Source organism: Chryseobacterium ginsenosidimutans (genome assembly GCF_039536845.1).
GTDB classification, from domain to species: Bacteria; Bacteroidota; Bacteroidia; order Flavobacteriales; family Weeksellaceae; genus Chryseobacterium; species Chryseobacterium ginsenosidimutans_B.
In genome coordinates this window covers 1,293,212-1,308,924 of record NZ_BAAAZJ010000003.1, presented here as the reverse complement: position 1 = coordinate 1,308,924, position 15,713 = coordinate 1,293,212, and the positions used below count along the sequence as shown (strand labels likewise).

Below are 15,713 nucleotides of genomic sequence, written 5' to 3'. Positions count from 1 at the left end.
AAGCTCCTTTTTAAAAGGGGCTTTTTTATTTTTAAACAAATAGCACGAATGTTTTTCACAAATAAACACAAAATATCCCATCTCTTTTGTCATTCCGGAGGAATCTAAGCGTAGTATTAGCGAAATATTTTTAAGTTTTAGCTAAAGCCAATTTTGATTATATAAATTGAAAACGGGCTAAAGCCCGTTCTATTGATGGTACAACATTATTATATATTGTGGAATTAGTTAAAATATTCGTGATCATTAGTGTTTAAAACCATCCTCCACAATCACTTTCCGATGCTCCCTTCCCCAAATAATCATTTCCTGAATAATATTCCCAAATGTTCTGCAATAATCTGTTGCCTCATATTCTATTAAAACAGGAGTTTCGGGATAAACATTTCGTTTGACCAATTTGTTTAATTCCATGTCTTTTAATTCCTTTGAAAGCATTCTTGTGGTGATTCCGGGAATGCTTCTTTCAATTTCACGGAAACGTTTGTGACCATTACAAATAGCATTAATAACAGGAATTCTCCACTTCCCGCCAATGAAATAAAGGGTGTCTTGTAATGCTCTCAGCTCTTCGGTTTGATCTCTTTCCATGTTGCAAATTTACGTGATATAATTGATGATACTGATATACTCTATGATACTGATTACAAAAGTATATCAATTTAAAATAACTTTGTCAAAAATTTTAAAGATTAAAAAACAATGAATAAATTTAATAACAAATTAGCCATCGTAACCGGAGGAAACAGTGGAATCGGGTATGCAACCGCAAAAGAATTAATCGCAGAAGGCGCAAAAGTAATCATCACAGGAAGAAGAAAAGAAGCTATTGAAAAAGCGGCTGAAGAGTTGGGAGCAATTCCGTTTGTGGCGGATCAGTCAAATCTTAATGATATTGATTCGTTAAAAAATGAAGTAGAAAGTCAGTACGGCAAAGTTGACATATTATTTATCAATGCCGGAGTGACGGGAGGTTTAATTCCTATTGAAAATATGAGTGTTGAGAATTTTGATAATGTAATGAACATCAATTTCAGAGGAGCATATTTTACGTTGAATAAATTCATTCCGTTGTTGAATGAAGGATCTTCTGTTGTCTTTTTGTCTTCGATCGTTGCAACAATGTATCACCCAAATAATTCCGTTTATCAGGCAAGTAAAGCAGCATTAAATTCAATTGCAAAAACAGCAGCTGCGGAATTGGCACCAAAAAAAATCCGGGTCAATATGGTAAGTCCGGGACCAACAAAAACGGAAATCATGTCGAAAGCGGGATTAGATGAAGAAAAACTGAAAGGCATCAACGAATGGTTGATCGACACCATCCCTTTGAAAAAAATGGGAACAGCGGAAGATGTTGCCAAGCTGGTTGTTTATCTGTCTGATGATAACGTCTCAAGCTTCATGACGGGAACAGAAATTATTATTGATGGCGGAATGATTTTATAGAAATGATAAATAAATTAAGAACAAAGGCTCATTTACTTAAGATGAGCCTTTTCAATGAAATTACATTTTAACTAAGTCTTGAACAATGTGAGCACAATGGCTTACCTCCAGTTCCAGACCTTTTGTTTTTTGCTTCAATGTTATTTCCTTCTGTACACTTAGTGTTGTTGTGGTGAACATTCTGCTGAATGCTGTGCCACGGTGATGTTTTTGACATAAATTAATATTTTAAATTCAAAGATGAATTTATCAACATATTTTATTAAATAATTGTGGGAATCCGTTATGAAAATTTATAAATAAGAATATGTAAATCAGTTACAAGGTTAACCTCCATTTAAATTTTAAACTCTTAAAATTCCATTTTCACCTTTCGATTTGCCCGGCTCACCTAATTTCCCATTCCGAAACATCCTTCAACAAACTACTTTTGAGCCATAAAAATAAATCATTATGGACTCAGTAAAGAAAAAAAGAGCAATAAAACCGATAGCCATTATATTTTTGACGGCTTTAGGAATCTTTGCCATTTTACAGCTTTTTAACAAGCCATTAGAAGGGAAACCTGTCGCAAAAAAGATTGAAGCACCTCACAAAGTTTTGGCAATTCTGGAAAATTCTTGTTTTAATTGTCATTCGAATCAACAAAATTTGAGTTGGTATGATAAAATTGCCCCGATTTCTTGGGTAGTGAACAAAGATGTAAAAAGAGCGAGAGAAGTTCTTAATTTCTCCGAATGGAATTATTCGGCAGGCGAACATCAGGGAAAAATATATGCTATTCTCAACATGATGCAAAGCGGAAAAATGCCACTTCACGAATATACAATTCTTCATCCGTCAGCAAAAATCACACAAAAAGATATTGATGTAATTAAAAAATATACACTTTCATTATCGAGTGTTGCTCCTGTAAAAAATGAACTGAAAAATATTCATCAAAATATTGAAATTAAAGAAAATAATACACCATCAAAATTTCCGGTTTCGCCAAACGGTGTAAAATATACTGATGATTATAAAAACTGGAAAGTCATTAGCATGAGTACACTTTTCGATAATTCAATTCGTGTAATTTATGGAAATGATATTGCCGTAAAAGCCATTGAAACGGAAGATTTTCATCCTTGGCCAAACGGAAGTATCGTGGTAAAATCAGTTTGGAAACAGGAAAAATTATCTGATGGAGAAGTAAGAGCAGGAGAATTTGTAAATGCGCAATTCATGGTAAAAGATTCAAAAAAATATACCGATACAGAAGGTTGGGGATTTGCGAAATTTTCAGGAAAAGATCTTCATCCGACAGGAAAAACAGCTTCATTTGCCAAAGAATCCTGCATTGCCTGCCATCGACAATTAGCCGAAAAAACAGGATATCTATTTGATGTTCCCATGAAAATAAATACGGAAAGATTAATTAAAAACCTTCAGAAATAATGAAAAAAATATTATTTATCATTGTATCAGTTTGTGCAATATTTACGGCATGTAAAATTGATGAACCCGATAAAAATTTGCACAGAGTTGTTTTTGATCCGGGAAATTTGAAATTTATTTCAACTTCATTAAATACTACAAAAGAAACATCATCCGCTTTGTATGGAAATAAGGAAGCATTACAATCATTACAAAGTGAAATTCATCAACCAAAACCAGATTCTGAATTAAAATTAGTAACCTGGAAATATCACGAAAATCCGCAATATATCGGAGGTACAATTACAGGAGAATTACTAAGTGTTGAAACTCTTAAAACCGATAAAAACGGAAAGATTTTCTATCAAATTCAAAATTCATCTGAAAAAGAAAATAATCAATTCAATAAAGAAGAAAGAATTAAATATATAATGAGTTACAAACCTGTCGTAAGACCATAATAAAAGTAAAGTGAGGTATTTTTCAATCTGGAGTCGGGAAATCGGCTTCGGATTGTCTGTTAAAATCAATAATGACCAGGCAATCACATTATCACTTAAAAATATTAACTTAACATTTTTAAAATTCGCAGTTCTCATGCAGCAGCAAAAAATAAAAATTTCACAAACCATCATCTGGATAAGTTCCATATTTTTAGGAGCATTATCTTCGGTTCCACAACTCGCTTCTCATGCTTTCAACTGGAAGGAAGCCGTAGTAAACTCGGCTATCACAGCGGCTTTTTCCATCATCATGTGGTATCTTAACATATATTTGCTCAATCGAAATTCAGAAAAAAAGAGGCAACAAATATCCTATTCAAGATTAATGGTTGTTCTGGCTTTCGGAATGGTTGTCATGTTTTGTCTGGCATGGATTCAACAACTTATTTTATCACACATCAATTTCGGTGCGGCAATGCTGATGGTCGAAGTCAGAGGGATTTTGATCAATCTTGTATGCTATATGTTTTTAACTTTACTTCAAAATAATTACACCGGACAACAGGTTCAACTGGAATTAGAAAAAGTAAAAAGCGATAATTTGGGAGCTCAGTTTGAGTTATTAAAACAACAAATTAATCCACATTTTCTTTTCAACAGCTTAAATACTTTAAAATCGATGGCTGAAACGAATGACTCCGAAACCGTCGATTTCATTATGAAATTGTCTGATTTTTATCGTTTTACATTAGAAAGCAGAAAATTGGATTTAATTACTGTTCAGGAAGAAATGAAAATTATCGATTCGTATATTTTTCTGCAAAAAGCACGTTTTGGTGAAGGAATTACATTGACTAACGAATTAAATAATGAAGTTTTAAAAACTTTAATTCCGCCATTTACCTTACAATTATTAGTTGAAAACTGCATCAAGCATAATATTGTTTCACAAAGTAAGCCTTTACACATAAAAATTTATACTTCAGATAATAGAATTGTTATTGAAAATCCTATTCAAAAGAAAATGACGACAGAAGATTCATTAGGAATCGGACTGGACAATGTAAAATTGCGTTACAAACACTTATTAGAACAGGAAATTCAAATTAATTCAGACGAAAAAATATTTCAAATAAAACTACCTCTCATCCATGAATATAATCATCATTGAAGACGAATTCAGAGCTGCGAAATCTCTTCAGAATTTAATATCAGAATTAAAACCAGACGCCAAAATTCTTGGAGTTTACGACAGTATTGAAATGAGCGTCGAAGCTTTATCAAAAGATGTAAAGCCCGATCTTATTTTCATGGACATCCATCTGTCGGACGGACTTTCGTTTGAAATTTTCAAGCAGGTGGAGATTACCTGTCCGGTAGTTTTTTGTACCGCTTTCGACCAATATATGCTGGATGCTTTTAAAAGCAAAGGGGTCGATTATGTATTGAAACCTTTTTCAAGAGAAGACATTGCTGAAGCGTTGAGGAAAGTTGATGAATTAAAGAAATTCTTCCAAAAAAACGAATTACCGGATCTGGAATCTCTTTTACAAAAAATCAGTCAGCCGCAATCTGCGGGCAAGAGTAGTTTTTTGGTCTTTAAAAATCAAAAATACACAACAATTCTCACGGAAAACATTGCCTATTTCTACATTCACAACGAGATTACACATCTTGTAACTTTTGATAAAGAACAGTTTCAGTTAACTCAATCTTTGGGACAGGTCGCCGAACAGGTTTCCGAGAAACAATTTTTCAGAATTAACCGACAATATTTGGTCAATTTTAAAGCAATTAAAGAAATGGAACATTATTTTCAGCGTAAAATATTGGTTAAATTAACGATAGAAACTGCTGAAAAACTTCTTATTAACAAAGAAAAAACACACAGTTTTTTTACGTGGCTGGAAGACCGCTAAGCTTCTGAAAATTTTCAACTTTATATTATACAGGTTCACCTTTCATTTTGTCCGGCTGAACCTTTTTTGTATTCTTTTGCGCCGGAAAGGTATTTACTTTTGAATAAAATTAAAAGAAATGGTACTTAAAAATTTAATAGGAACAGCCGCTTTTGCAGCATTAATGTTCATCGTTTCTGCTTTTGCTTATAACAGTAAAACTGAAGAGACTCCTAAAAATTTAACTTCAGAAAACAACGGTTTTGCCGTTTTGGAATTGTTCACTTCAGAAGGTTGTTCGAGCTGTCCTCCCGCCGATCAACTAATGGGCGAAATTGAAAAACAATACAAAGATCAACCTGTTTACATCCTCGCCTATCACGTCGATTACTGGAATAATCTTGGCTGGAAAGATAAATTCAGCAGCGTCGAAAACTCTAAACGCCAACAGCAATACAGTCAAACTTTACGCTCACAGGTTTACACACCTCAACTGGTTGTCAATGGTGAAAAAGAGTTTGTAGGTTCCGACCGCAATGCAGTGGAAAGTGCGATTCAGACAGCTTTATTTAATACGAAAAATGCTAAAGTTGATTTATCTGCCAAAGTTTCTGAGAAAGAAATTAATGTAAACTTCAAAACTGTAGAAAATTATTCACAAAACAAACTTCTTATAACGCTTGTCGAAAAAAAATCATCTACAAACGTACAAAAAGGTGAAAACGAAGGTCGTCACTTGATCCATTGGCAGATTGTTCATCAGCAAAATCAGATTTCTTTAAAAAATTCGACAGAAGGAACGACGAGTTTCAAACTTCCTGAAAATTTCAATACCAACGACTGGGAAATAATCGGAATGATTCAGAATGTAAAATCCGGTGAAATTCTAGGCTCTGCAAAGGCTTCTTTTTAAAATTATTCTTCGCAAATATTCAAAATAAAAACAGTAACAACTTAAAACATTAAAAAAATGAAAACAAAAACAACAAAAATCATCTATTGGTCAGGAGCAATTTTTATGTCATTATGGTTTGGAGCAAGCGGCTTCTTTGAACTGACAAAAAATCCTGTAGTTTGGGATATCACCTTGCAATTAGGCTATCCATCGCATTTTATCTATATTCTAGGAGTATTTAAATTAGCCGGAATTCTGGTTTTATTACTTCCCAACAGATTATTGAGATTGAAAGAATGGGTTTTCGCAGGAATGTTTTTCGACATCACTTTTGCGTTCTTTTCAAAAATCGCCGTGCTTGGTTTTCCGTCAACGATTGATGCAATTGTAGCATTCACGGTACTTTCAATCACTTATTTTATGTTTAGAAAACTGCACACTCCAGAATTAATTTTTGGAGAAGCTTAGTTTAATTAAATTTTAAAGTAAAAACAAAATACATTCGTCTTTAACAAAACAAATATTAACTTTTCAGACTTATGTTAAAAATAAATCCTCCCAGCAATGAGAGGATTTATTGTTGAAAATTATGAGTAGAAAATATAAATCTTTATAAATTTCTTAATGATTTAAGCATGAGCTTTTCTTAATTTGACCATCATTAAAACAAGTAATCCTAAAATTCCAAGTACAAAATAACCTTCTGCAACCTGTAACTGAATTTGAGGTCTGATGATTGCAACAATTCCGTAACTGATCGCTGATGTGATAATGAAAGCAATTCCCCCTGTCAAACCGCCTGCAATTCCTGCAGAATTCGGGAATCTTCCGATACAGTAAGAGAAATAATTGTTAAAAATAAATCCCGCAGTCACATGAATCAAAAATGCAAATGCAACCAGACTGTAAATATTATTTGAAAAATAGGAAGCCAAAAACATCAAAATAATTAAAAATATTTGGATAAAGTTGGCGTAACGAATTTTAGGTAAAAACGCTTTATTGATTAATGCTTTTCCTAAAAATCCACCTGTCATCCATGCAAAACCGAGAATTAATGAGACATAGCCTGCAACAACTTCAGAATAACCCATTTTATGCTCAATAATAAAAGAACCACACAGATTGAAAAACATAATCATTGAATAGCTCAATCCGCACATTACCATTCCATAGAAGAAATCTTTTGCTTTAAACATAGAATTATATTCCTTCAATAAGAATTCCAGACGAAAAGGATTTCTCTTTTTTAATGTTTCACCGGAAAATATAAATTCTAAAATCAAAAGCAGCAAACTATACCCTGCCAAAACATAAAAATTTGACTGCCATCCGAAATTTTTCTGCAAATATCCACCAATAAAAGGCGCAATGATAGGACCAACCGACCAAACGATCGTCATGATACTGAGATAATGCTTCCTTGCTTCACCTTCATAAACATCGACAAAAAATGCCCGTTTTGAAACGACGGCGAATCCTGATAACATCCCTTGTAATACACGCATTGCATAGATTACAAAAATATTTTGTGTAGTTGCTGTAATTAAGAATGAAACAACGAACAACGCCAATGAAATCATTGACACCTTGTATCTTCCGAATGAATCTACAATACTTCCGGCGAAAAACTGTGTCAATCCGTAACTGATTAAAAATATCGATAAAGTAAGCTGAATATTGCTTTCCGTCTGATGCAGTTCTGTCGCCATACTTGGCATTGAAGGCAGATAAATATCCGTCGCCAAACCCGACATCGGAATTACAGCAAATGCTAAAATTGTAGCAATAGCTTTATTTTTTTCTTTGAGTGTTACCATTCTTTTCATTAAATCTTTTCATTAAATCTTTTCATTAAATCTTTTCATTAAAAACTCAGATTTCTGTTAAAATTTTTCAGAAATCTGAATTTTATAAATAGTTTTTAGTTGTTTACTAATTTCATGGAACCTTCGCTGTATCTTTCTCCAATATTTGGATATTTTTTCAGAATAGCGTCGATGGTTTCCAGATCTGATTGAGAAAGCTCAATATTGACAGCGGCAATATTTTCTTCTAAATATTTAATACGTTTTGTTCCCGGAATCGGAATAATATCTTCACCTTGATTCAATACCCAGGCAAGAGCTAACTGAGTTCCTTTTACACCTTTAGATTGAGCAAATTCATTGATTTCTTTGGCTAAATTTCTGTTATTTTCAAGATACTCTTCCTGATAACGAGGCAGAGATTTTCTGAAATCTTCATCTCCAAAATTCTGAACATCATTAATATTCGAGAAAAGCCCTCTCGCCAAAGGAGAATATGGAACCAAACTAATTCCCAACTCTCTGATTGTCGGTAAAATTTCTTTTTCAACATCTTTTGTCAACAATGAATATTCTGACTGCAAAGCTGCAATCGGATGAATTTTATTCGCTTTTCTGATGGATTCTGCAGAAGCTTCTGACAATCCTAAATATCTTACTTTTCCCGCTTTTACCAAGTCTGCCATTGCTCCGACCGTTTCTTCAACAGGAATATTCGGATCAACTCTGTGAGCATAATACAAATCGATTTCATCAATTTTTAATCTTTGAAGACTTAAATCAACCGCTTTCTTGATCCATTCCGGTGAACCGTCAAAATAAGTTCCGGGAGCTCCACTGTGACTTGCTTTTCCATCTTTAAACCTGAATCCGAATTTTGTAGCAATAAAAATTTTATCACGATTCGGAACCAAAACCTTTGATATCAGTTTTTCATTTTCTCCGTTTGCATACATATCTGCTGTGTCCCAAAAGTTCACTCCTAAGTCCAAAGCTTTGTGTAATGTATTGATACTTTCCTGTTCGTCAGCCGGTCCATATGCAAAACTCATTCCCATACATCCCAGACCGATAGCAGATAACTGCTCATTTGTTTTTCCTAATTTTCTAAATTTCATGATAACTGTGATTTTAAATTGATAAGACAAAATTATAACAGAAATCCATCGATTATAATATAGAATTCAAACGAAGAATTATAAAATTCAAACAACAGCGTTTCTTACTGTATTCGGAGTTATTCCGGTTTGCTTTTTAAAATAATTGGTGAAGTAAGCGGGTTCTTCAAAACCTAATCCGTAGGCAATTTCTGAGACATTCCAATCGGTGTGTTTCAACAAAGCATTCGCTTCCTGAATGATTCTTGACGTGATCTGCTGGCTCGTTGTTCTTCCTGTAATCTCTTTCACAGAGCGGTTTAATGAGTTTACATGGATGGATAAACTTTCTGCATAATCAACCGGACTTTTCAATCTTAAAAATCTTTCCGGACTGTCGATCGGGAATTGCCTTTCCAGCAACTCCATGAATAAAGAGGCAACTCTTTGTGAAGCATTCTGATAAGGTTCAAAATTTTCTGCAGGGTGCATTTTCATCGTTTCATGGATTAAAAGATGGAGATAAGCCCGAAGCATATCATATTTATGCAGATAATCCGACTGAATTTCGGTCATCATTTTAGTAAAGATATCACTTACAGTTTTCTGTTGTTGCTCATCAATAAAGAAAACCGGAGTTCCGCCAACTTTAAAAAGCTGCGAATCCTGAAGTGTTCCCAAACGGTTTCCATCATATAAAAAATGGTCTGTAAAAAGACAGAAAAACCCCTTTTGATTTTCATCTTCTGCCTCCCAGGAATAGGGAATTACAGGATTTGAAAATAATAAAGCCGGTTTATCCACATGAATCCATTTATCTGCATAATGAAGCTTACCTTTTCCTATAATTAACGAGATTTTATAGTAGTCTCTCCTGCTATAAGGCGTAATGGATGAACAATTTTCACGCGAAAATACATTAAAATGCCCAACTCCGGGAGTTTTAATGCATTGCAAACCTTTATTTTGAGCATTTCGCTCATAAAAACCTTTTATTGATTCTCTGGATTCCATGATCCAAAATTATAAAATTCAAACAGAATTTGAATCATAAAATAATTACAATTGATAAAATGATTTGAGAGCTTTGTCTAATTTTTCACTTTCGTTTATATTCTGTTTCTAAATTAGCCCCGATAGAAACGGTTACCCCGCAACTGGTGTTGGAAAGCTGAAGGGTTTAGGCTTGGAGAGCGTTGGCGTGAGGAGTATGAGTGGATAGCGGGAAATAGCTTCTAAAATTATTAATAATAATGAATGAGTGAGTGAAGATTTCTCCTTCGTCGAAATGATAATTGGAGTATGTGTTTTTCGGGAAACTATTTATAAAACAACAAAACCACTCTTTACGAATGGTTTTATTTATTTTGAAACCGAGTTTTTATTGGTAGATTACTACATCATCTTTTTTAATTTGATAGCGCGTTTTCTTGTAAGGAACTAAAACATAGCTTTCTTTAATATGGCTTCCACTTTTCCAGAGCTTACCCTTTCCCTGTCTTGTAAGAATAATGCTTTTTGCAGCTCCATCCGGAATGAAAATTTCAGCTTTTTTCATGTCTTTACTGAAAATAACTGCCGTCATTGTGGTATATCCTTTATCCGAGCCTACTTCATTTAATTTAATTTTTTGCTCAAAAACTCTTACACAATCATTTTTAATTTGTGAATAAGTGTATCCTGCAGAACCTTTGCAGCCATGAACATCTTTGTCACCTCCGACCATCGGAGCTTTTTGCGCAAAAACCAAAGAACCAAGGAACATCGCGCTGAATAAAATTGTTTTTTTCATATTTTAATTTTTTAATGTTTTCAATTTGGTATTAGATAATCTGATTCTAAGATACGAAAAAGCCACTCAAAATGAGTGGCTTTAAAATATTATTTTGTCCAGTTGATTTTTGAATGTTTTACATCTTCGGAATTTGTACCAATCATGATATCAAATTCTCCAGATTCCCAATCATACTTCAAATCTCCGTTATAGAATTTCAAGCTTTCAGGAGTAATATCGAAAGTTACTTTTTTAGATTCTCCTTTTTTCAACATCACTTTTTGGAATCCTTTTAACTCTTTTACAGGTCTTGTAATGCTTCCCACCATATCTCTGATGTATAATTGAACAACCTCAGCACCATCGTAGTTTCCAGAGTTTGTTACCGTCACTGAAGCCTGAATTGACTGATTTCCTTTTGGATTTACATCAGAAACCGCCACATCAGAATAATTGAACTTTGTATAGCTCAATCCATATCCGAACGGATAAAGAGGTGTATTACACTCATCCATATAGTTTGAACGGAATCTCTGATACTCACATTTATCAACTAATTTTTGGTCTAATGGACGACCTGTATTTTTAGCATTATAATAAATCGGAACCTGTCCTAAACTTCTTGGGAAAGTCATTGGTAATTTCCCTGAAGGGTTTACTTTTCCAAAAAGAACGTCAGAAATAGCGTTTCCAGCTTCTGAACCTGCAAACCAAACATTAAGAATTGCATCAGGCGTATCTTTTACATTCGTCAAGGCTAATGGACGACCTGTGAAAAGTACCATTGCTATTGGCTTTCCTGTCTTTTTTAATTCGTTTAACAAATCTACCTGAGATTGTGGAATAGTAATCTCCGTTCTTGAAGAAGATTCCCCGCTCATTTCTGCAGATTCTCCGATCGCTAAAACAATGACGTCTGCTTTGTTGGCAACATCAACCGCTTCTTTTAATAAAGTTTCTTTTGAGCGATTATCTCTGTCGGTTTTTTTACCGTGAGCTGCATAAATATCTTCCAATTTTGCATCATAATCGATGTTTGCACCTTTAGCAGAAAGGAATTTCACTTCTTTTCCGAAATTCTCCTGCAAACCCTGCATTAAATTAACTGATTTTGCATGTTGAGCGGCAACACTCCAAGTTCCCGCCATGTTTAAAGAATTATTTACCAATGGACCAATCACCGCCACCGTTCCTGATTTTTTCAAAGGAAGAACCTGATTATCATTTTTCATTAAAACCATTGACTGAGCTGCAGCATTTCTTGCAATATTTCTGTTTTCCATGCTGTAAACTTCTTTTGCCGCTAATGCTGCATTCCCATATTTGTAAGGATCTGTAAATAATCCTAAGTCATATTTTGCTTCAAGAATTCGTTTTGCTGCAGTATCGATTTCAGCCTGAGTTACTTTTCCTTCTGATAAAGACTTTTTAAGTGTCGTTAAAAATCCTTCACCCACCATATCCATATCGATCCCTGCTTTTAAAGCTAAAGCCGAAACCTGCTGAAGATCTCCCATTCCGTGGTCAACCATTTCGTTGATTCCGGTGTAATCGGTCACTACAAAACCTTTGAAGTTCCATTTATTTCTTAAAACTTCAGTTTGCAGCCATCTGTTTCCTGTTGCAGGAACTCCGTCAACTTCGTTGAAAGAAGCCATCACAGAAGCTACGCCTGCATCAACAGCCGCTTTGTAAGGTGGAAAATATTCATTGAACATTCTCACGTGGCTCATATCAACTGTATTGTAATCTCTACCCGCTTCACCTGCTCCATACAATGCAAAGTGCTTTACACAAGCCAAAATTGTATTTCCTTGAGATAAATCTTTACCTTGATAACCATAAACCATATTTTTAGCAACCTCGCTTCCTAAATACGGATCTTCACCCGAACCTTCAGAAACCCTTCCCCATCTTGGTTCGCGGGAAATATCCACCATGGGAGAATAGGTCCAGTTGATCCCGTCAGAAGAAGCTTCTTTAGCTGCGACTCTTGCAGACTGCTGAATCAGATTCATATCCCAAGAAGCTGCTAAACCTAGTGGAATCGGAAAAGTTGTTTCATAACCGTGAATAACATCCATCCCAAAAATCAATGGAATTTTCAGACGGCTGTTTTCAACAGCAACTTTCTGAACGGCTCTGATTTTATCAGCACCTTTTATGTTGAATAGTCCACCGACTAAACCTTGTTCAACTTTTTTTCCGATATCGGAACTTTTAGCCAAACCTGTAGTAAAATCGCCTGAACTTGGTAAATTCAGCTGTCCGATTTTTTCATCTAAAGTCATTTTCGACAAAAGATTATCTACAAAAGCTTTCTTTTTAGCCTGATATTGAGCCGTCTGATAAGACTGAACGGGCTTCGTTACCATTTCCTGCGCCGAAAACATCGGAGCAAGTGCTAAAGTTGCAATTACAATTAACTTTTTCATAAATCTATCTTCGTTATAAATTATAGTTCTGTTTTTATTTTAATTTTTTGACTGGTTAAACACAAAGGCGTTTCACTCAGCAAAGGTTTTATGCTTTACTTTCTAAATAACAATTATTTTGCTTTTCTTTTTGACAGCATCCACTCATATAGCTTAGGATTTGAATAGGTTGAATCCCAAGAATTGTGATTGTCATTCGGAAAAATTGTCAATTCTGCATTTGGATTGACCGGGTGTAATTTTTGGTAAAAATTAAGAGCATTTTCAGGTAAAACTACATCATCCATTCCGCCATGAAATATTTTGATGTTCAAATTTTTGTACTGATCGATATTTGCTTCCATTACTCTATCCGTCGGAGCACATACTGAAACTACAGCAGCGAACATTTCAGGATGTTCCATTGCCAATTTCAACGTCCCCCAACCTCCCATTGAAAGTCCGGTAAGGTAAATTCTGGAAGCATCAATCTTATATTTTGCCTGAATTTCTTTAATCAAATTATAAACTGTTTCCGTATCCCACCACATATTTTCGGGACATTGGGGCGCTAAAATAGCAACAGGTTCTTTGATTAGATTTTTATAGGTAAAAGGGCTGTGAGCCTTTACAATTTCAAGATTAGTTCCCCTTTCACCCGAGCCATGAAGAAACACAATCAAAGGAACATTTCCTTTTGTATTTTGAGGATAATCCAATATGTAGGAAATTTTTTCCTGTCTTTTGACTTCTTTGTTCAATTCTCCTTTAATTTCCTGAGCGTTTAGGCTTAGAGAAAATGGCAGAAGTAAAAGAAGGATATGCTTTAGTTTTAATTTCATATGAGAATTTTTAAGCTTTGGCTACAGCCAATTTAATTAATTCTTTTTTATTTAAACGGGTTAAAACCCATTCTTATTGATTATTTTATGAGCCTTGTCAAGGTTGACCGATATTAACTAGCCCCGATTGCAGCAATTGTTTGAGCTCATTTTCTGGGTTTCGGCGGCGGCTTTCCCCCCACCGAAACCAAAAAAATAGCGAGTGCGGAAAGCGGGAAATAGCTCCTAAAAATATTACTTAATGTTATACTTTTCAGACTTAAAGCTTAATTTCTTTAATCCTTGTTGGATTTCAGGAGCATTCATAAATAATTTCCATAAAAATCCTGTTCTGTAATTTTCAATCATTGGAGCAATTGTTCCCTGATCGATCGCCAAATATCTTGGAGTCGTCCAATTATTATAATTGATTGAAGTTGCGTCGTAAGGTCCTGCAGAACCTATAAATTCAGGTTTTTGAGTATAAATGAATCTCAAAAAGTCCATTGATTCTTTGGGTGAATATGGGAAACTGCTCAAAGCCGCTGTCGGAGAGATTACACCATGATCATTTTGTGGAAAATGTGCGTCGTAACCAACACTTCCATCATTATTTCTTGAATAACTAGCTGTTAATCCCCAATAATTTGGTCCGTAACCTTTCCATTTTTTTGGATTTTCAATGCAATATTTATAGTCGATAAGAACTTGATTTTTATTTAAATCAAAGTAATTTTTAATTAATTTATCAGATAAATTGGTTGGATCTAAACCTATGTAAGAATATTGTGTCCAAAATAAAGGTCCGCCATATTCTTCAGCTCCATTATGTTTTACATACATTGGTAATCCATATTTTTCTTTGTCTGAAAGATAAGTTCCGTTTCTTGTCCAGCCTTTATAATACGTTTCGGCATCAATTGAATAAGTAGGTGATGAAGCAGCTAAAATGTAAGTAATCAAACATTCATTATAGCCTTGTAATGGGAAATTCATTTCCCACTGATACTCCGGTGACCAATGCCAATATAAAACTTTTTCGCCTCCTTTTGTGTACCAGTTCCATTGAATTCCTTTCCAAAGTTCGTCACATTTTTGGGCAAGAGCTTTTTCTTCAGCGTTTCCGTTTTTGAAATATTCACGAACCATTAAAATTCCTGAAGTTAAAAATGCTGTTTCCACTAAATCTCCGCCATTATCTTTTTTACCAAAAGGAACCGTCTTCCCTGTTTCCCCATTGATCCAGTGTGACCAAGCTCCTTTGTGACGGTCTGCCTTTGCAAGGAAATCCATCATTATAGTCAATCGTTTCACCGCATCTTTTCTTGGAACAAAACCTCTTTCAACTCCGACCAAAATAGTTGCTAAGCCAAATCCTGATCCACCCGTTGTAACAACGTGTTTATCATTATCCGGATAGATATTGTCTTCATGATAGCGCTCTCTTCCCAACATGGAATGTGGTTCCGCGTAATCCCAGAAGTATTTCAAAGCATCTTTCTGAACTCTGTCCATTAATTGTTCGTTGGTAATACTACTTTTTACCACTTCAGCTTTTGAAACCTCTTGTTTGGTTGTTTGGGAATTTTTGCAGGAAACAAAAAATATAGGAACACTTAAAATTGATATTATACTTAGCTTCATATAAGTTTTCAATTTAAAAATAAAAAATTGGTTAAAAAAATAACCAAAGTTAAA

The 15,713-nt window shown here is 34.5% G+C and carries 16 protein-coding genes; 7 read left to right on the top strand and 9 right to left on the bottom strand.

The window, feature by feature from the left end:
• Nucleotides 1–246: 246 nt before the first annotated feature.
• The gene (locus ABD745_RS06125) at nt 247–591 is read right to left on the bottom strand and encodes a winged helix-turn-helix transcriptional regulator (RefSeq protein ID WP_344826768.1); all 345 of its coding nucleotides are present in this window, start codon (nt 589–591) and stop codon (nt 247–249) included.
• Between the two features lie 111 nt (nt 592–702).
• Between ABD745_RS06125 and ABD745_RS06120 the strand changes: the two genes are divergently transcribed.
• The gene (locus tag ABD745_RS06120) at nt 703–1,449 is read left to right on the top strand and encodes an SDR family oxidoreductase (RefSeq protein ID WP_344826765.1); all 747 of its coding nucleotides are present in this window, start codon (nt 703–705) and stop codon (nt 1,447–1,449) included.
• A 67-nt stretch (nt 1,450–1,516) separates the two neighbouring features.
• Here the strand turns inward: ABD745_RS06120 and ABD745_RS06115 are convergent, their stop codons facing one another.
• Nucleotides 1,517–1,666, bottom strand: a complete 150-nt coding sequence (locus tag ABD745_RS06115) for a hypothetical protein (protein ID WP_344826762.1) — start codon at nt 1,664–1,666, stop codon at nt 1,517–1,519.
• A 236-nt stretch (nt 1,667–1,902) separates the two neighbouring features.
• Here ABD745_RS06115 and ABD745_RS06110 point away from each other — a divergent pair, with 236 nt between their 5' ends.
• From ABD745_RS06110 to ABD745_RS06085, 6 genes are all read left to right on the top strand, one after another.
• Nucleotides 1,903–2,886, top strand: coding sequence for a heme-binding domain-containing protein (locus ABD745_RS06110; protein ID WP_344826760.1), 984 nt, complete (start codon nt 1,903–1,905; stop codon nt 2,884–2,886).
• The gene (locus ABD745_RS06105; protein WP_344826758.1) at nt 2,886–3,326 is read left to right on the top strand and encodes a hypothetical protein; all 441 of its coding nucleotides are present in this window, start codon (nt 2,886–2,888) and stop codon (nt 3,324–3,326) included. Before ABD745_RS06110 ends, ABD745_RS06105 begins: the two co-directional genes overlap by 1 nt.
• Nucleotides 3,327–3,336: 10 nt before the next feature.
• On the top strand, nt 3,337–4,479 hold the full coding sequence (locus tag ABD745_RS06100; RefSeq protein ID WP_344826755.1) for a sensor histidine kinase: 1,143 nt from the start codon (nt 3,337–3,339) through the stop codon (nt 4,477–4,479).
• Nucleotides 4,460–5,227: a LytR/AlgR family response regulator transcription factor gene (locus ABD745_RS06095; protein WP_344826752.1), complete on the top strand. Its 768-nt coding sequence runs from the start codon at nt 4,460–4,462 to the stop codon at nt 5,225–5,227. The genes ABD745_RS06100 and ABD745_RS06095 overlap by 20 nt, the downstream gene beginning before the upstream one ends.
• A gap of 118 nt (nt 5,228–5,345) precedes the next feature.
• Nucleotides 5,346–6,119 carry a DUF1223 domain-containing protein gene (locus ABD745_RS06090; RefSeq protein ID WP_344826749.1) on the top strand — a complete coding sequence of 258 codons (774 nt, stop codon included), beginning with the start codon at nt 5,346–5,348 and terminating at the stop codon, nt 6,117–6,119.
• 57 nt (nt 6,120–6,176) lie between these two features.
• The gene (locus ABD745_RS06085; RefSeq protein WP_344826746.1) at nt 6,177–6,569 is read left to right on the top strand and encodes a DoxX family protein; all 393 of its coding nucleotides are present in this window, start codon (nt 6,177–6,179) and stop codon (nt 6,567–6,569) included.
• Nucleotides 6,570–6,730: 161 nt separating this feature from the next.
• Here the strand turns inward: ABD745_RS06085 and ABD745_RS06080 are convergent, their stop codons facing one another.
• The 7 genes from ABD745_RS06080 to ABD745_RS06050 form a co-directional block, all read right to left on the bottom strand.
• On the bottom strand, nt 6,731–7,921 hold the full coding sequence (locus ABD745_RS06080; protein WP_344826743.1) for an MFS transporter: 1,191 nt from the start codon (nt 7,919–7,921) through the stop codon (nt 6,731–6,733).
• 104 nt (nt 7,922–8,025) lie between these two features.
• Nucleotides 8,026–9,027, bottom strand: a complete 1,002-nt coding sequence (locus ABD745_RS06075; protein ID WP_344826740.1) for an aldo/keto reductase — start codon at nt 9,025–9,027, stop codon at nt 8,026–8,028.
• Nucleotides 9,028–9,114: 87 nt separating this feature from the next.
• The gene (locus ABD745_RS06070; protein WP_344826738.1) at nt 9,115–10,020 is read right to left on the bottom strand and encodes a helix-turn-helix domain-containing protein; all 906 of its coding nucleotides are present in this window, start codon (nt 10,018–10,020) and stop codon (nt 9,115–9,117) included.
• 367 nt (nt 10,021–10,387) lie between these two features.
• Nucleotides 10,388–10,798 (bottom strand): hypothetical protein, encoded by a 411-nt coding sequence (locus tag ABD745_RS06065; RefSeq protein ID WP_344826735.1) that lies wholly within the window; start codon nt 10,796–10,798, stop codon nt 10,388–10,390.
• Nucleotides 10,799–10,887: 89 nt separating this feature from the next.
• Nucleotides 10,888–13,215 carry a beta-glucosidase BglX gene (bglX, locus tag ABD745_RS06060; protein ID WP_344826733.1) on the bottom strand — a complete coding sequence of 776 codons (2,328 nt, stop codon included), beginning with the start codon at nt 13,213–13,215 and terminating at the stop codon, nt 10,888–10,890.
• 113 nt (nt 13,216–13,328) lie between these two features.
• Complete coding sequence (locus ABD745_RS06055; protein WP_344826730.1) at nt 13,329–14,036, bottom strand: carboxylesterase family protein; 708 nt, start codon at nt 14,034–14,036, stop codon at nt 13,329–13,331.
• Between the two features lie 234 nt (nt 14,037–14,270).
• Nucleotides 14,271–15,659 (bottom strand): glucoamylase family protein, encoded by a 1,389-nt coding sequence (locus ABD745_RS06050; protein ID WP_344826727.1) that lies wholly within the window; start codon nt 15,657–15,659, stop codon nt 14,271–14,273.
• Nucleotides 15,660–15,713: the final 54 nt, after the last annotated feature.

Excerpts from the sequence above, each read along its gene's own strand:
- ABD745_RS06050 (WP_344826727.1), bottom strand. The coding sequence starts at position 15,659 with ATGAAGCTAAGTATAATATCAATTTTAAGTGTTCCTATATTTTTTGTT.
- ABD745_RS06075 (WP_344826740.1), bottom strand. The coding sequence starts at position 9,027 with ATGAAATTTAGAAAATTAGGAAAAACAAATGAGCAGTTATCTGCTATC.
- ABD745_RS06055 (WP_344826730.1), bottom strand. The coding sequence starts at position 14,036 with ATGAAATTAAAACTAAAGCATATCCTTCTTTTACTTCTGCCATTTTCT.
- ABD745_RS06065 (WP_344826735.1), bottom strand. The coding sequence starts at position 10,798 with ATGAAAAAAACAATTTTATTCAGCGCGATGTTCCTTGGTTCTTTGGTT.
- ABD745_RS06115 (WP_344826762.1), bottom strand. The coding sequence starts at position 1,666 with ATGTCAAAAACATCACCGTGGCACAGCATTCAGCAGAATGTTCACCAC.
- ABD745_RS06105 (WP_344826758.1), top strand. The coding sequence starts at position 2,886 with ATGAAAAAAATATTATTTATCATTGTATCAGTTTGTGCAATATTTACG.
- ABD745_RS06120 (WP_344826765.1), top strand. The coding sequence starts at position 703 with ATGAATAAATTTAATAACAAATTAGCCATCGTAACCGGAGGAAACAGT.
- ABD745_RS06090 (WP_344826749.1), top strand. The coding sequence starts at position 5,346 with ATGGTACTTAAAAATTTAATAGGAACAGCCGCTTTTGCAGCATTAATG.
- ABD745_RS06070 (WP_344826738.1), bottom strand. The coding sequence starts at position 10,020 with ATGGAATCCAGAGAATCAATAAAAGGTTTTTATGAGCGAAATGCTCAA.
- bglX (WP_344826733.1), bottom strand. The coding sequence starts at position 13,215 with ATGAAAAAGTTAATTGTAATTGCAACTTTAGCACTTGCTCCGATGTTT.
- ABD745_RS06110 (WP_344826760.1), top strand. The coding sequence starts at position 1,903 with ATGGACTCAGTAAAGAAAAAAAGAGCAATAAAACCGATAGCCATTATA.
- ABD745_RS06080 (WP_344826743.1), bottom strand. The coding sequence starts at position 7,921 with ATGGTAACACTCAAAGAAAAAAATAAAGCTATTGCTACAATTTTAGCA.
- ABD745_RS06085 (WP_344826746.1), top strand. The coding sequence starts at position 6,177 with ATGAAAACAAAAACAACAAAAATCATCTATTGGTCAGGAGCAATTTTT.
- ABD745_RS06095 (WP_344826752.1), top strand. The coding sequence starts at position 4,460 with ATGAATATAATCATCATTGAAGACGAATTCAGAGCTGCGAAATCTCTT.
- ABD745_RS06125 (WP_344826768.1), bottom strand. The coding sequence starts at position 591 with ATGGAAAGAGATCAAACCGAAGAGCTGAGAGCATTACAAGACACCCTT.